The organism is Streptomyces sp. NBC_01390 (assembly GCF_045040105.1).
Taxonomy (GTDB): Bacteria; Actinomycetota; Actinomycetes; order Streptomycetales; family Streptomycetaceae; genus Streptomyces.
Genome location: NZ_CP109551.1, coordinates 8,892,956 through 8,907,727, shown reverse-complemented (window position 1 = coordinate 8,907,727; position 14,772 = coordinate 8,892,956). Strand labels below are relative to the sequence as shown.

The following is a 14,772-nucleotide window of genomic DNA, read 5'->3' as shown; positions in this document are numbered from 1 at the left end:
CTTCTTGGCAACCACCAGCGAGTTTCTGCTGTGGACAGGTGCGTGTGGCATGCCCATGGGCTGCGGCCTGGGCCGGTTTACAGAACCGTCTCAGCGGATGGCGAAGCCGTCGTAGATCCGGCGAGGTGTGTCCCAGATCTCGGTGACGCCGTCCACTCGGCCGGGCGTGTCGTCTCCGCGCAGCCAGTCGAGCAGTCCCTCGCAGCCCTCTCGAGTGCCCTCCGCGACCACTTGCACACGTCCGTCGTCCAGATTGAGAGCAAAACCACTCAGGCCGCCGATCTCCAGGGCCCTCGCCCGCGTGAACCAGCGGAAACCCACGCCCTGCACGCGTCCCCGCACCCAGGCGACCAGTCGTACATCCTCGTTCATGGATGCACGCTAACGGGCCAATGTCTCTCTGAGCACATCCTCCCCTTGCGCCATGGGGTACCGTCCCCACCCAACGAATCTCATATGAAACTCACTCGTTCGAGTGAGTAATCCTGACCGCAAGGACGAGGAAGGCCACAACATGGGACGGCACCGACGCTCCGCCGCCGGCCGCGCCGCCACAGGTCGCGCCACGGGGGTCACGGAACCATACGATTCGGACACGGACGGCTACGGATCCGGCCACGGGCCGTACGACGCCCAGGTCCCTCACACGCCTCACACCGCCTACAGCACGCTGTGGGAGGACGCGCCCACCACCGTGGGGATCGCTCCGTATCTGCACCCGGAGGCGCACTCCGACGCCTACGCGAGGAGTGACGCCTACCTCTTCGCGCCGGACGACACCGGTGCCCACTCGGCGACAGCCGGCGGCTCCTTCGCCGGGCTCGGCGCAGGCGGCAACCGCCGGCGCCGCAAGAAGCGGTCGTCCATGTCGGTCCGTACGGGCCTGCTGGGCGTCTCCGCCGCGGTGGCCCTGGGTACGGTCGCGGTCGCCACGGGCGTGCTGCCCGGCGGTGACAAGTACACGGTCGGCGGCGCAGGCGGCGGCGACAAGGTGCAGGCCGCGGACACCCCGACGAACGCCGAGACCCAGCAGGGCGGCGCGTCCGGCAACGCCGACGAAGACCGCGACAGCGGCACGTCGACGAGCCGTGACGCGGACCGCGGCACGACCTCACCCTCCCCGTCCGTGTCGCCCTCCCAGTCGACCGCGCCGACGACCCCGACGCCCAAGGCCCCGCCGAAGAAGTCGGCGGTCACTCCCAGCGAGGCACCGAAGACGACTCCGGCACCCACTCCGACGAAGTCGAAGGAGAAGGCGAGGCAGCAGTCCTCCGCCCCCGTCACGGTGTCCGCGCAGGCCGCCGCCGAGGCGGAGGTGCTTCAGCTCGTCAACGAGGAGCGGGCCAAGGTCGGCTGCAGCGCGGTGTCCGCGAACAGCGCGCTGCAGGACTTGGCGGAGGCGTTCAGCGAGGACATGGCCGCCCGGGACTTCTTCGACCACACCGACCCCGACGGCCTCTCGCCCTGGGACCGGGCGGACAAGGCCGGCATCACCAGCCTCGGCGGCGAGAACATCGCCCGGGGACAGGCCGACGCCGCCGCGGTGATGGAGGCCTGGATGAACAGCCCCGGCCACAAGGCCAACATCCTGAACTGCGACTTCAAGACGCTGGGCGTGGGTGTGCACTTCGGCTCGGGCGGCCCCTGGTGGACCCAGGACTTCGGGTACTGACCCAGATTGCGCTAACTTCCAGTTAGCGCAATCTTCAGGTTGGCGCTGTGCTGGCGTACTCTGGGGTCATGATGAACACCATGGAGGAGCAGCCCCTCCCCTACGACGTGTTCGCCAGGGCCTGCCCTTCGCGCGGCACGCTGGAGCACGTCACGGGCCGCTGGGGCGCGCTCACTCTCGGCGCCCTGCAGGAGGGTTCCCTCCGCTTCAACGAGCTGCGCCGCCGCGTCGACGGCGTGAGCGAGAAGATGCTCTCCCAGACTCTCCAGGCCCTGGAGCGCGACGGCCTGGTCCACCGCGAGGCCCAGCCGACGAACCCGCCCCGGGTGGACTACGAACTGACGGATCTGGGCCACGAGATCGCCGAACGTCTGTTGGCGCTCATCCACTTCATGGAGGGCCACATGGACTCCGTGATGGAAGCCCGCCAGCGGTACGACGAGACACGTATCCCCCGCCGATAGCGTCCTCGCCCGTCTACGACGAAGGGCGGGGCGCCTGCTGGCACTTGGGGCAGAAGTAGCTCGACCTGTTCATCCAGGGGCGGCGACGCATCGGCGTCGCACAGCGCTTACAGGGCAGCCCCTCGCGTCCGTACGCGTCGAGCGAACGGTCGAAATACCCCGATTCGCCATTGACGTTGACGTACAGACTGTCGAAACTCGTGCCGCCCACGGCCAGGGCGGCGTTCATCACATCGCGTACGTGGCCCAGGAGTTCGGCCGTGCGCGGGCGGGTGAAGCCGGCGGTCGGACGCTCGTAGTGGACGCGGGAGCGCCAAAGGGCCTCGTCCGCGTAGATGTTGCCCACGCCGCTGATCAACGACTGGTCGAGCAGGGCCCGTTTGATGGTCGTACGCTTCCGGCGCAGCGCCTGATGGAAGGCCTCGTCGTCGAACAGCGGATCGAGGGGGTCACGGGCGATATGGGCGATGACGTCGGGCAGACCGTCGGGGGTGTTGTCGTGCAACGACAGTCCGCCGAAGGTGCGTTGGTCGACGAAGCGCAGTTCGGTGGCGAGATCGTCGGCGAACCGGACGCGAATCCGCAGATGCTTCTCGTCGGCGGCGTCGTGCGGCTGGACGAGCAACTGCCCGCTCATCCCGAGATGCGCCAGCACCGACTGCCCGGTGTCCTCCAACGGCAGCCACAGATACTTTCCGCGCCGACTGGGCGTACCGATGCGGTGCCCTTTGAGTCGGTGCGTGAAGTCATCGGCCCCGGCGACATGCCGCCGCACGGCACGTGGGTGCAACACCTCGGCATCAGCGACGACGCGCTGAGCAACCCAGCGGGCCAGCCCTCGCCGTACGACTTCGACTTCAGGCAACTCAGGCACAGGGAATCCGCCCTTTAGGGGCGCGGGGCTCTGACATTTGCGGCTCCGCCGCGTGGGCGCGACAAGCCACACTCGACCCGCGGCCAAGGAACAACCAAAAGAACACCAGTGCCCGTCCCGCCAGGGACAGACACTGGTGCACGCAAACTCAGGCAGACGTGGAGGAAGACGCCTCAGCGTCGTCCTCAACAGGCACCGCAGCCTCAGCCGCGGCCACAGCCACCGCCTCCGCGGCGGCGACCTTCGCACGTTCGTCCGCATCCGCGCGGATGGAACGCCAGGCCGATTCCGCGGCCTGCTGCTCCGCCTCCTTCTTGCTGCGGCCGGTGCCGGTGCCGTACGAGACGCCTCCGACGCGGGCGGCAGCAGTGAAGGTCTTCTCGTGGTCCGGGCCGGTCTCCGTGACCAGGTACTCGGGTACACCGAGCCCTTCGGTCGCGGTGAGCTCCTGGAGACTGGTCTTCCAGTCCAGGCCGGCACCGAGGTTCGAGGACTTCTCGATCAGCGGGTCGAAGAGACGGTGGACGAGTTCGCCCGCCGCGTCGAGACCCTGGTCGAGATAGACAGCGCCGATCACCGCTTCGAGGGTGTCGGCGAGGATGGACGCCTTGTCCCGCCCGCCCGTGCCCTCTTCACCCCGGCCGAGCCGGATGAAGGAGCCGAGTTCGAGCCCACGGCCCACCTCCGCGAGCGCACGAGAATTGACCACCGCGGCCCGCAGCTTGGCCAACTGGCCTTCTGGGAGGTCGGGGTGGGTCCGGTACAGCGTGTCCGTGACCACCAGGCCGAGCACGGAGTCCCCGAGGAACTCCAGCCGCTCGTTGGTGGGCAGACCGCCGTTCTCGTACGCGTACGAACGGTGGGTCAGCGCACGCACCAGAAGGGCGGACTCCAGCTGGTAGCCGAGCCGCCCTTCCAGAAGCGTGTGGGACGAGGCCGTGTCCGCCTTCTTCTTGGCGGACGAATCCGCCTGGGCGTCAGACATGAAGCCTCTCACCAGCCGCTCAGACCTCGAGGACCTGGCGCTTGTTGTAAGTGCCGCAAGACGGGCACGCGATGTGCTGCAGCTTGGGCTCCTGGCAGCGCTCGCACGCAACCAGGGTGGGGACCGCAGCCTTCCACTGCGACCGGCGGTGGCGCGTGTTGCTGCGCGACATCTTCCGCTTCGGAACAGCCACGGCTACTTCTCCTGCTTCTCGTCGACGCCCGCTTGCGCTTCGGCGCCGCTGATCTCGTCCTTCTCGCCGGGTTCGAGTGAACCTGCGAGTCCCTGCAGTGCCGCCCAACGGATGTCGACGGCATCGTGGTGGTGGGCCGGGTCGTCAGCCAGCCGGGCTCCGCACTCGGAGCACAGGCCGGGGCAGTCGTCCTGGCACACCGGCTGCATCGGCAGTGCGAGCACCACCGCATCACGCAGCACGGATTCGAGGTCGAACAAGCCGTCCTCGATGAAGAGCGTGTCCTCGTCGTCCTCGGCGTCGTCGGCCGGCTCCGCCTTTACGCGGCCCCGGTCGTCGGCGTCAGGGTACGAGAACATCTCCTGGAAGTCCGCTGTGAGCTCCTGCTCGAGCGGCTCCAGACACCTTACGCACTCCCCCTTGGCCCGTGCACGGGCGGTGCCTGTGACAAGCACACCTTCCATGACGGACTCCAGACGGAGTTCGAGCTCCACCAGTGCGCCTTCCGGCACTCCGATGACCCCCTGGATCCCGAGATCCGCGGGAGCGTCGATCTCACGGGTCAGGCGCTGCAGCGCGCCAGGACGCCGCCCCAGCTCGTGTGTGTCGAACACAAGAGGGTTGCGGTGGTCGAGGCGGGCGTTCAGAGCCATTCCTGCTTTCGATCTTCGATGCTCAGCTGCCCGTCTTCCGGGCAGCGGTGATCGCAGAGGTACATGCGACCGAAGAGCCAGGATACTGGACCTTCCGCCCACGGCCCAATCCGGTCCCCGTGCGGGCACTTACTGCCCGCCGCGCCCCTGTTCGTAGGCGCGCAGCTGCTCGGCGCTGATCATGCCGGTGTCGAAGAGGCTGGTCTCGTCGAGGGCGTACGACTGCTGCTGTTCCTGCTGGGCGTAGCCCTGCTGGTCCTGGGCGGGGTCGTAGGCGGCCTGCGAGCCGTCGTACGCCTGGTAGGAGGCGTACGGGTCGGCCGTCTGGTAGCCGTACTGGTCCTGCTGCTGGGCGTACGCCTGCTGGTAGCCGCCGTAGGGGTCGGCGGGCTGCTGGTAGCCGTACTGGTCCTGCTGGCCGTACTGCTGCTGGGCGGGGATGTCCGCCGTTCGGGGCTGTTCGGCGGGGGCGTCCGGGACGGCGGCGAGGCCGGCCAGGAAGTCCTCGTCACTGGTGTGCTGCCTGGCGGTGCCGTCGTCGTCCTGGGCGAGGACACCGAGGTCGTCGCTGGCGATGCGGCCGTGCAGGGTCTGCCGGCCGCGTCCGACGGCCTCCAGGGTCTTGGCGAGGACCGCCTCGAAGGCGCCGAGCTTCACGTCGACGTATTTGTCGGCGTTGAGGCGCAGGGTCTCGGGGTCGTGGCTGCGCTCGGGGGCGTCCTCGTCCTCGTATCCCTGGTCGTCGAGGCCCGGGCCGGTGCCGAGCAGCTTCTCGCGGCCACGGCCGACCGAGCCGAGGGTCTTGGTGAGGACGACCTCGAAGTTGGCCAGCTTGGAGTCGACGTAGTCGTCGGCCTCGGCGCGGACGTCCTCGGCCTCCTTGCGGGCCTCCGTGAGGATGCGGTCCGCCTCGCTCTGAGAGCGGCGGGCGACCTCCGTGTCGGAGATCAGCGAGCCGCGCTCCTCGTGCGCGGTCCGGATGATCCGGTCGGCCTCCTGGCGGGCCTGGTCGACCAGCTGTTCCCGGTCGCCGATCAGCTCCTGCGCCTGCGCGAGGGAGCCGGGCAGGGCCGCGCGCACCTCTTCCAGCATCGCGAGCAGTTCGGCGCGGTTGACCACGCACGAGGCCGACATGGGCATCGACCGGGCACTGGAGACCGTGGAGACGATCTCGTCGAGCTTCTTCTGCACGTCCACCGTGTGCTCGCCACTCTCTACAGCTGTGATGAAGACGGACGGGTCGACTGTACGACTCCTGCCGACCCGCCCGACACCGAGTGACGGTATGTCAGTCCCTCGTCAGTCCTTCTTGAGGCGGTCGTCGAGGGCTTCCAGGACGAGTGGCGGCACGAGGTGGGAGACGTCCCCGCCCCAGGCGGCGACCTCCTTGACGAGCGAGGAGGACAGGAAGCTGTAAGTGGGATTGGTCGGCACGAAGAGCGTCTCGACGCCGGACAGCCCGTTGTTCATCTGGGCCATCTGGAGTTCGTAGTCGAAGTCGCTGACCGCGCGCAGGCCCTTGACGATGGCCGGGATGTCGCGCTGCTTGCAGAAGTCGACGAGGAGGCCGTGGAAGGACTCGACCCGGACGTTGCCGAACTCGGCGGTGACCTGGCGGATCAGGTCGATCCGTTCTTCGACCTCGAAGAGGCCCTTCTTGGACTTGTTGATCATGACCGCGACATAGACCTCGTCGTACAGACGGGAGGCGCGGGAAATGATGTCGAGGTGTCCGTTGGTGATCGGGTCGAACGACCCGGGACAGACGGCGCGGCGCACTAGTGATCCCTCGCTCTCCGGTCCGGTCATCGTGCGTCTTCGCACGTAGAGGCGGCGCGACCGTACCAAAACGTTCCCTCGCCGTAACGACGGGACCGGAGCGCTTCGAAGCCGTCCGGCCAAGGGAACTGACCGCCTCTGGTGCTGCGCTCCACGGTGACGAGGGCTTCGGCCGCGAGCCAGCCCCCGGCCCGGAGTGTGAGCAGAATCTCCCGAAGATCGTCGTTCTCGACGGCGTACGGCGGGTCGAGGAAGACGATGTCGTACGGCTGTGTGGACGGCGCCTGAACAACCTGTTCCGCCTTGCCCGCCCTGACCTCGGCGCCGGGCAGCCCGAGCGCCTTCACGTTCTCGCGGATGATGCGGGCGGCGCGGGCGTCGGCCTCCACGAGGAGGGTGTGCCCGGCGCCGCGGCTGAGCGCCTCCAGGCCCACGGCGCCCGAGCCGGCGTACAGGTCGAGGACGCGCTCACCGTCCAGGGGGCCGCCGAGGAGGGCTTGCCAGGTGGAGAAGAGGCCCTCTCGGGCGCGGTCGGAGGTGGGGCGCGTGCCTGTTCCCGGTGGGACGGCTAGGCGGCGTCCGCCGGCTGTGCCGGCGATCACGCGGGTCATTTGGGGTCCTTGTTCGAGGGGTGGGGGCTGTTCAGTTTGGCAGGCGGGGGTGGGGGGTGCGTTGCGTTGTGAGCGGCTGCGGGTTCGTTGTGGCTTGTCGCGCAGTTCCCCGCGCCCCTGGAGGGGCGAGCAGCCGCCACGGAAGAGCAACCGGAGACAAAGCGACACTCAGCCCTTGTCCAGGTACTGCTCTCTCTCCTCGTCCAGCAGTGCGTCCAGTGCCGTGCGGAGGCCCGGTAGGCGTTCCAGGTCGGGGTCGGCGGCGACCACGGCCGACGCCTCCTCCCTTGCCTCCGCGATGATCTCCTCGTCGTCGATGACGGTGAGCATCCGCAGGGAGGTGCGGACACCGGACTGGGCCTGGCCCAGGACGTCGCCCTCGCGGCGTTGTTCGAGGTCGATGCGGGACAGTTCGAAGCCGTCGAGGGTGGCGGCGACGGAGTTGAGGCGCTGGCGGGCGGGGCTCGCCTCGGGCATCTCGCTGACCAGGAGGCAGAGACCGGCGGCCGAGCCTCGGCCGACGCGGCCCCTGAGCTGGTGGAGCTGGGAGACGCCGAAGCGGTCGGCGTCCATGATCACCATGGCGGTGGCGTTGGGCACGTTGACGCCGACCTCGATGACCGTGGTGGCCACCAGGACGTCCGTCTCCCCGGCGGCGAAGCGGCGCATCACGGCGTCCTTGTCGTCGGGGTGCATACGGCCGTGCAGGATCTCGACCCTCAGCCCCTGGAGCGGGCCCCGGGTGAGCTGCTCGGCCACCTCCACGACAGCGAGCGGCGGGCGTTTCTCGGCCTCGTCCTCGGCAGACTTCTTCTTCGCGGCCTTCTTCGGGTCCTCCTCCTCGTCCCCGATACGGGGGCAGACCACGTACGCCTGATGGCCGTTGCCCACCTCCTCGCGCACGCGCTCCCACGCGCGGGCCAGGAAGTGGGGCTTGTCGGCGGCCGGGACGACATGGCTGGCGATCGGGGAGCGGCCGGCCGGGAGCTGGTCCAGGACGGACGTCTCCAGGTCGCCGAAGACGGTCATGGCGACCGTGCGCGGGATGGGCGTGGCGGTCATCACCAGGAGGTGCGGGGGCTGTTTGCCCTTGCCGCGCAGGGCGTCGCGCTGTTCGACGCCGAAGCGGTGCTGTTCGTCCACCACGACCAGGCCGAGGTCGTGGAACTGGACCTTGTCCTCGATCAGCGCGTGCGTGCCGATCACGAGCCCCGCCTCTCCGGTGACGAGGTCCAGCAGTGCCTGGCGGCGGGCCGCGGTGCCCATGGAGCCGGTCAGGAGCACCACCTTGGTGGCCTTGTCGGCGCCGCCGAGCATCCCGCCCTCGGCCAACTCCCCCATCATCTCGGTGATCGACCGGTGGTGCTGCTGGGCGAGCACCTCGGTGGGCGCGAGCATCGCGGCCTGACCGCCCGCGTCGACCACGGCGAGCATGGCGCGCAGGGCCACCATCGTCTTGCCGCTTCCGACCTCCCCCTGGAGCAGCCGGTGCATGGGGTGTTCCGCCGCCAGGTCGTCGAAGATCTCCTTGGAGACCGTCTGCTGGCCCTCCGTGAGGGTGAAGGGGAGTTTCGCGTCGAAGGCGGTGAGGAGGCCGTCCGGGGACGGTCTGCGGGGCACCGCCGGGAGTTGGGCGTCCGCGTGGCGGCGGCGGGCCAGGGCTACCTGGAGGACGAACGCCTCGTCCCACTTGAGGCGGGTGCGCGCCTCCTCGATGTCCGCCTTGGTGTGCGGGCGGTGGATCTTCAGCAGGGCCTCGGGGAGGGTGGCCAGGCCCCTGCCCTCCCGAAGGGAGGGGGGCAGCGGGTCGACGGCGTCCTCGGCACTGACCAGGACCGTCTGCACCGACTTGGCGATCTTCCAGGACTCCAGCTTCGCGGTGGCCGGGTACATCGGGATCAGGGCGCCCGCCCAGGAGTCGACGGCCTCCGCCGCCTCGTCGGTGTCGCCGCGCAGCAACTCGTACGCCGGATGGGCCAGCTGGAGGCGGCGGTTGAAGACCGAGACCTTGCCGGCGAACAGGGCGCGGGTGCCGGGGAGGAGTTCCTTGTGGGGTTTGTGGACTCCGTGGCCGAAGAAGACCAGTTGGATCCGGCCGCTGCCGTCCGTGATGGTGACTTCCAGGCGCTGGCCCTTGCCCCGGGGGGCCTTGGCGGACGCGAAGGTGTGCAGGCGGGCGTCGGCCACCTGGGCGACCACGGTCACGTGCTCGTCCATGGGGAGTTCGGCCAGGTGGGTGAGCTGGCCCCGCTCCTCGTACCTGCGCGGATAGTGGTGCAGGAGGTCGCCGACGGTGTGCAGGCCGAGGTGCTCGGCCATCACCTTCGCGGTGGCGGGGCCGAGCACTGACTTCAGCTGTTGTTTCAGGGGTTCTTCCAGTGCGGGCACGAGATCCATTGCACACCACGCCACTGACATTGCCGTATACGTACTCAGAATCCGCTGGTCAGACGGCTCGTTCGGGGCCTAGGATGGCGCGCCACCGGCCATCCCCCGCGGTCACCGCCTCACCGGGACCGCCCGACCCCGCGCCGTCGCCAGAACCTGGTCCCCCCTCCGGCGCTGCGACGATGGACTCCCAGACCTCACAGTCATCCCAGGCACCCCAGTCCCCGCATACGTTCCAGGTCGACCTGCGCGGCCTCGTGGACCTGCTCTCCCATCACCTCTACTCCAGCCCCAGGGTCTATCTGCGCGAGCTGCTGCAGAACGCCGTGGACGCGATCACCGCCCGGCGCGCCGAGCAGCCCGACGCACCCGCGCGGGTGCGGCTGTACGCGGAGGGCGGCACCCTGCGGGTCGAGGACTCCGGGGTCGGTCTCACCGAGGCGGACGTGCACAACCTGCTCGCGACCATCGGCCGCAGTTCGAAGCGGGCGGACCCGGGCGGCATCCAGGAAGCGCGTTCGGAGTTCCTGGGCCAGTTCGGCATCGGGCTGCTGGCCTGTTTCGTCGTGGCCGAGCGGATCAGGGTCGTCAGCCGCAGTGCCCGTACGCCGGACGCGCCGCCAGTGGAGTGGACGGCGGCGGACGACGGTTCGTACACCGTGCGGACGCTGCCCGACGAGGCCCGGCCGGAACCGGGGACCACCGTGCACCTGGTGGCGCGGCCCGGCGCCGGCGAGTGGCTCACCGAGGCGCGTGTGCTGGCGCTGGCGCGGGACTTCGGGTCGCTGCTGCCGTACGACGTGCGGGTGGGCGACGAGGCGGTCACCGATCTGCCGGCGCCCTGGAACCGTCCGTATCCGTCGCCCGCCACCCGAAGGGTGGCCCTCCAGCGGCACTGTCACGACCTGTTCGGGTTCACGCCGCTGGACTCGATCGACCTGGACGTGCCGCTCGCCGGGATCCGCGGGGTGGCGTACGTCCTGCCGTCCTCCGTGAGTCCGGCGCAGCGCGCGAGTCACCGGGTGCATCTGAAGGGCATGCTGCTCACCGAGCGGGCCGAACAGCTGCTGCCCGACTGGGCGTTCTTCGTGCGGTGCGTGCTCGACACCGACAGCCTGCGCCCGACGGCCTCACGCGAGTCGCTGTACGAGGACGAGACGCTGGCCGCCGTACGGGAGGCGCTGGGCGAAAGGATTCGCTCCTGGCTGACCGGGCTCGCCGCCGGGGACCCCGAGCGGCTGGCCGCGTTCCTGTCGGTGCACCATCTGGGTGTCAAGTCCCTGGCCAGGCACGACAAGGAGATGCTGCGCACGATGCTGCCGTGGCTCCCCTTCGAGACGACCGACGGGCAGCTGTCGCTGGAGGAGTTCGCGCAGCGGCACCCGGTGATCCACTTCACGCGGACCGTCGAGGAGTACCGGCAGGTCGCCCCGATCGCGTCCGCGCAGGGCGTCGGTGTCGTCAACGGCGGCTACACGTACGACAGCGAGCTGATCGAGGCGCTGCCGTCGGTGCGCCCGGGGACCGTGGTCGCCGAGTTGGACGCCGACACCGTGACCGCGCACCTGGACTCGGTCGACCCGGCCGAGGAGCTGGCCCTGGCGGCGTTCCTGGGGGCCGCGCGCGCCAAACTCGACCCATTGGGGTGCGATGTGGTCCTGCGCGCCTTCCACCCGCTGTCGGTGCCCGCGCTGCACCTGGACGACCGGGCGGCCCGGCACGAGCAGGCGCGCGCGGAGGCCGAGGAGCAGGCCGACGACCTGTGGGCCGGCATCCTCGGCTCGCTGCGGGGCAGCGCCCCGCGCGCGCGGCTGGTGCTCAACCATCTCAACCCGCTGATCCGGCGGATCAGTTCGCTGGAGGACCGGGAACTGATCGGCACCGCGACGGAGTCCCTGTACGGACAGGCTCTGCTCATGGCGCAGCGCCCGCTGCGGCCCGCGGACTCCGCGCTGTTGAACCGTGCGTTCATCGGCCTCCTGGAGTGGGCCACCCACAGCGATCCCACGGAGCCCACGGAGGACGGCCGGCGATGAGCGAGATCAAGGACTTCGACGCCCTCCGCGAGGCCATGGCGCTGAACTCGGAGCAGCCCGAGGGACCGGCCCGCAACGCGCGCGCGGAGCTGCTGCTGGTCGAGGCCGAGAAGCTGAACATCCCGCTCGCCGTTATCGAGGCGCTCGGGCACCAGCTGAAGGCCTACAACTACAGCTCCGAGAAGGACAGGATGTTCGTCCCCTTCGCGCGTCTGCTGCGCATGTGGGACGAGCGGCCCGAGGACTTCGACGAGTACGAGGTCCACACGCTGCACTGGGTCTTCAAGTGGATGACCACGGGCATGCTGGACCAGCCGCACATCCCGCTGGCCTCCATCGAGAAGTGGCTCGGCGAGATGGAGCACCGCTACCGGCTCGCCGGCCACTCCGAACGGGCCGTGCGGAGCGCCGAGTTCAGTGTCGCCGCGCATGTCGGTGACCTGGCGCGGGCCGAACGGGCGTACGCCGCCTGGCTGGCCGCCGACCGCGACAGCATGGCCGACTGCCACGCCTGCGAACTGCACAGCCAGGGCTGGTGGCAGGCCGAACGGGGCGCGGACGCCGAGGCGCTCGACCTGTGGCGGCCGGTCCTGGAGGGCGAGTTCACCTGCGCCCACGAACCGCACACCGTCCTGGCGTCCTCCCTGGGACCGCTGCTGCGTCTGGGCCGGCTGGACGAGGCCCGCGCGCATCACCTGCGGGGCTTCCGGCTGGTACGGCCCATGGAGAGCATGCGGGCCGCGTACGCGGACCATGTCGAGTTCTGCGCGCTGACCGGCAACGAGGCGCGCGCGCTGGAACTGCTCGCGGAGCGCCCCGCGTACTTCACGGACTCCGGGCAGCCGCGCAGCCAGATGGACTTCCTGGCCGCCGTGACCCTCCTCATGGACCGGCTCACCGGCCTCGGCATGGGCACCCAGTCGGTGCCCGGCCCGGCCGGGCGGGCCTGGACCGCCGGTGAACTCGCCGTCCACGCGCGCGCGGAGGCCCTTTCCCTGTCGGCGCGTTTCGACCTGCGCAACGGCACGTCGTCCGTGGGTGACGGCGTCCGCGCGCGCATGGACCAGGCTCCCCTGGTGGACCGCCTGCCGCTGGGTGTGCGCGCGGCGAGGGGCATCCCCGCGCCCCGCAGGGCTCCCGCCGAGTCCGTGGGGGCCCCGGACACGGTGGAGAAGTCGGCCGCCGCCCCGGACGATCTGCCCGCGCTGCTCTCCGACGCGCGCCGGATGTCCCACGCGCTGCTGCCGCACGCGATGGAGGCATGGGCGGCCGTCTGGCGGGCCGCCGAGGGCGTGGACCTACCGGCGGCCGACAGGGCGGAGATCGTCGACCACAGGGCCATGGAGGGTGGTCCTGAGGGCGTTGCGCTCTTCGAGCGGGCCGCCGAGCTGTACGCCGAGGCGGGCGACCCCGGCGAGGCCCTCGCCGCCCGCGCCCGAGCCGCGTACGCCCGGGCCCTCGACGGTGGCCTCGACGCCGCCCTGGACGCCGTCTCCGAGCCGTACGAGGCGGTCCTCGCGCTCTACTCCGACGAGCGCACCGGCGTACGGCAGGCCGCGGCCGTCCTGATGGGGCGCGCCCGCATCCTCATGCGGCAGGTCGAGGAGGACGGCACCGACCTGGCTCTGGCCGCCGCCGAGAACGCCGTACGGGAGCTGCTGGCGCTCGTCGACGGGCATGCTGGGGACGATGTGCGGCTCGCCTCACGCTGCGCGGAGGCACAGGCCATGCTCGGGGAACTGGCGACGCGCACCGGGGACCTCGCGGGGGCGGCGGAACTGTTCACGTGGGCCACGGACGCGTTCGTCGCGGCGGGGCTGCCGTGGTTCGCGGTGGAGTACGAGGCCCGGCTGGCCGGTCTCGCCCATCACCTCGGCGACATCGCCGGGGCCGAGCGGGCGCTGCGCGGGGCCCTGGAGCACGGCGGGGCCTATCTGGAGGCGGCGGGCCAGGCCCAGCTGAACCTGCAGCTCGCCGAGATCCTCGGGGCGCGCGACGAGGTCGCGGAGGCCGCGGACCGCGCCCTGGAGGCCGCGCACTGGGCCGACGAGGCGGGCGAGGGCCCGACCCTGGGCGCCTGGGCCCGGCATCTGCTCGGCGGTTTCCTGCTGCGGCAGGGCCGGTGGGCGGAGGCGGCCGAGGTGCTGGAGTCCGCGCTGCCCGACCTCAGCAGCGAGACGCACGGTGACGGCGCGGTCGTACAGACGCTGTGGTGGCTCGGGGACTGTCTGGGCGAACTGGGCGAGCACCGGGAGGCCGCCGAACGTCGGCTGAAGGCCGCGGAGATCGCCCGGCACTGGCCCGAGCAGCAGGACCATGCGACGCTCGCCCATCTCGCCGCCGAGTCCCTCGGCCAGGCCGGGCTGCCGGCCGAGGCGGACCAGGCCTACGAACGTGCCGGCGAACTGTGGCGCTCGCTCGGCAACGTGCACGGTCTGGTGCGTGCCCTGCGCGCCCGCGCGTGGCTCGCGCTGCGCATGGAGGCGGGCCTCGACGGGGCCCGGCAACGGATGGCGGACGCGGTACGGGAATGCGCGCAGGCCCTGTCCGAGGCGGAGGACCTGGAGTCCCGCGAGCAACTGGGCGCCGAACTCGCCCACACCCACCGCCAGTTCGGCGACCTGCTGGCCCGCTCCGCCGCCGAGGACGCCGAGGACGGCGCGATCGAGGCCGCGTTCGAGACGGCACTGGCCCAGATGACGAAGGCGATCGCCGTGTTCTCCTCCCTCGGCGAGGAAGGCCTGCACGGCCGCACCGGCGCCGAACTGGCCGCCGGCTGGCTGGAGGCGGACCTGAGCCGCCCGTCGGACGCGGCGGCCCGCGCGCGTGGGGTGCTGCTCGCCTACAAGACCTTCGACGACTCCGACGAGGAGGCGGGCGCCCGTCGAGCCGAGGCGGAACAAATGCTGCAACTCATGGAGGAGCAGGAGGGTTAATCCAGCCCGTCTGGGGGTCCCCCCTCTGTGGGAGCTTGAGGACGAGGCTCGCACCATTTCAGCCCGTCCGGCGTTTGAGGACGAGGCCCCTTCAGGGCCGACAGCGGGGGTCTGGGGGCGCAGCCCCCAGGAACAGGATGGGACGGGTAGGGGCGGCGGGGGCGAAAAAACCACCCCCACC

General features: G+C 70.5%; 13 protein-coding genes. 4 read left to right on the top strand and 9 right to left on the bottom strand.

Annotated features, from left to right (window positions below; genetic code table 11):
• Nucleotides 1-90: 90 nt before the first annotated feature.
• On the bottom strand, nucleotides 91-372 hold the full coding sequence (locus OG241_RS40060; RefSeq protein WP_405822642.1) for an acylphosphatase: 282 nt from the start codon (nucleotides 370-372) through the stop codon (nucleotides 91-93).
• A 142-nt stretch (nucleotides 373-514) separates the two neighbouring features.
• Between OG241_RS40060 and OG241_RS40055 the strand changes: the two genes are divergently transcribed.
• Nucleotides 515-1,672: a CAP domain-containing protein gene (locus tag OG241_RS40055; protein ID WP_405826695.1), complete on the top strand. Its 1,158-nt coding sequence runs from the start codon at nucleotides 515-517 to the stop codon at nucleotides 1,670-1,672.
• Nucleotides 1,673-1,740: 68 nt separating this feature from the next.
• Nucleotides 1,741-2,136 (top strand): winged helix-turn-helix transcriptional regulator, encoded by a 396-nt coding sequence (locus OG241_RS40050; RefSeq protein ID WP_405822640.1) that lies wholly within the window; start codon nucleotides 1,741-1,743, stop codon nucleotides 2,134-2,136.
• Nucleotides 2,137-2,149: 13 nt separating this feature from the next.
• Here OG241_RS40050 and mutM read toward each other — a convergent pair whose 3' ends face one another.
• The 8 genes from mutM to recG all read right to left on the bottom strand — a co-directional run bounded on the left by mutM (nucleotide 2,150) and on the right by recG (nucleotide 9,628).
• Complete coding sequence (gene mutM, locus OG241_RS40045; RefSeq protein WP_405822638.1) at nucleotides 2,150-3,010, bottom strand: bifunctional DNA-formamidopyrimidine glycosylase/DNA-(apurinic or apyrimidinic site) lyase; 861 nt, start codon at nucleotides 3,008-3,010, stop codon at nucleotides 2,150-2,152.
• 148 nt (nucleotides 3,011-3,158) lie between these two features.
• Nucleotides 3,159-3,995 (bottom strand): ribonuclease III, encoded by an 837-nt coding sequence (gene rnc / locus OG241_RS40040; protein ID WP_405822637.1) that lies wholly within the window; start codon nucleotides 3,993-3,995, stop codon nucleotides 3,159-3,161.
• A gap of 19 nt (nucleotides 3,996-4,014) precedes the next feature.
• On the bottom strand, nucleotides 4,015-4,188 hold the full coding sequence (rpmF, locus tag OG241_RS40035; RefSeq protein WP_030753522.1) for a 50S ribosomal protein L32: 174 nt from the start codon (nucleotides 4,186-4,188) through the stop codon (nucleotides 4,015-4,017).
• A 2-nt stretch (nucleotides 4,189-4,190) separates the two neighbouring features.
• Nucleotides 4,191-4,841, bottom strand: a complete 651-nt coding sequence (locus OG241_RS40030; protein ID WP_405822636.1) for a YceD family protein — start codon at nucleotides 4,839-4,841, stop codon at nucleotides 4,191-4,193.
• A gap of 129 nt (nucleotides 4,842-4,970) precedes the next feature.
• Nucleotides 4,971-6,038, bottom strand: coding sequence for a cell division initiation protein (locus OG241_RS40025; protein ID WP_405822634.1), 1,068 nt, complete (start codon nucleotides 6,036-6,038; stop codon nucleotides 4,971-4,973).
• Nucleotides 6,039-6,140: 102 nt separating this feature from the next.
• The gene (coaD, locus tag OG241_RS40020) at nucleotides 6,141-6,650 is read right to left on the bottom strand and encodes a pantetheine-phosphate adenylyltransferase (RefSeq protein ID WP_405822632.1); all 510 of its coding nucleotides are present in this window, start codon (nucleotides 6,648-6,650) and stop codon (nucleotides 6,141-6,143) included.
• Nucleotides 6,647-7,399, bottom strand: coding sequence for a 16S rRNA (guanine(966)-N(2))-methyltransferase RsmD (gene rsmD, locus OG241_RS40015; RefSeq protein WP_405822631.1), 753 nt, complete (start codon nucleotides 7,397-7,399; stop codon nucleotides 6,647-6,649). The genes coaD and rsmD overlap by 4 nt, the downstream gene beginning before the upstream one ends.
• Nucleotides 7,400-9,628 carry an ATP-dependent DNA helicase RecG gene (gene recG / locus OG241_RS40010; protein ID WP_405822630.1) on the bottom strand — a complete coding sequence of 743 codons (2,229 nt, stop codon included), beginning with the start codon at nucleotides 9,626-9,628 and terminating at the stop codon, nucleotides 7,400-7,402.
• Between the two features lie 173 nt (nucleotides 9,629-9,801).
• Here recG and OG241_RS40005 point away from each other — a divergent pair, with 173 nt between their 5' ends.
• Together OG241_RS40005 and OG241_RS40000 are read left to right on the top strand one after the other, a co-directional pair.
• Nucleotides 9,802-11,655 (top strand): HSP90 family protein, encoded by a 1,854-nt coding sequence (locus OG241_RS40005; RefSeq protein WP_334588363.1) that lies wholly within the window; start codon nucleotides 9,802-9,804, stop codon nucleotides 11,653-11,655.
• Nucleotides 11,652-14,591: a tetratricopeptide repeat protein gene (locus OG241_RS40000; RefSeq protein WP_405822628.1), complete on the top strand. Its 2,940-nt coding sequence runs from the start codon at nucleotides 11,652-11,654 to the stop codon at nucleotides 14,589-14,591. The genes OG241_RS40005 and OG241_RS40000 overlap by 4 nt, the downstream gene beginning before the upstream one ends.
• Nucleotides 14,592-14,772: the final 181 nt, after the last annotated feature.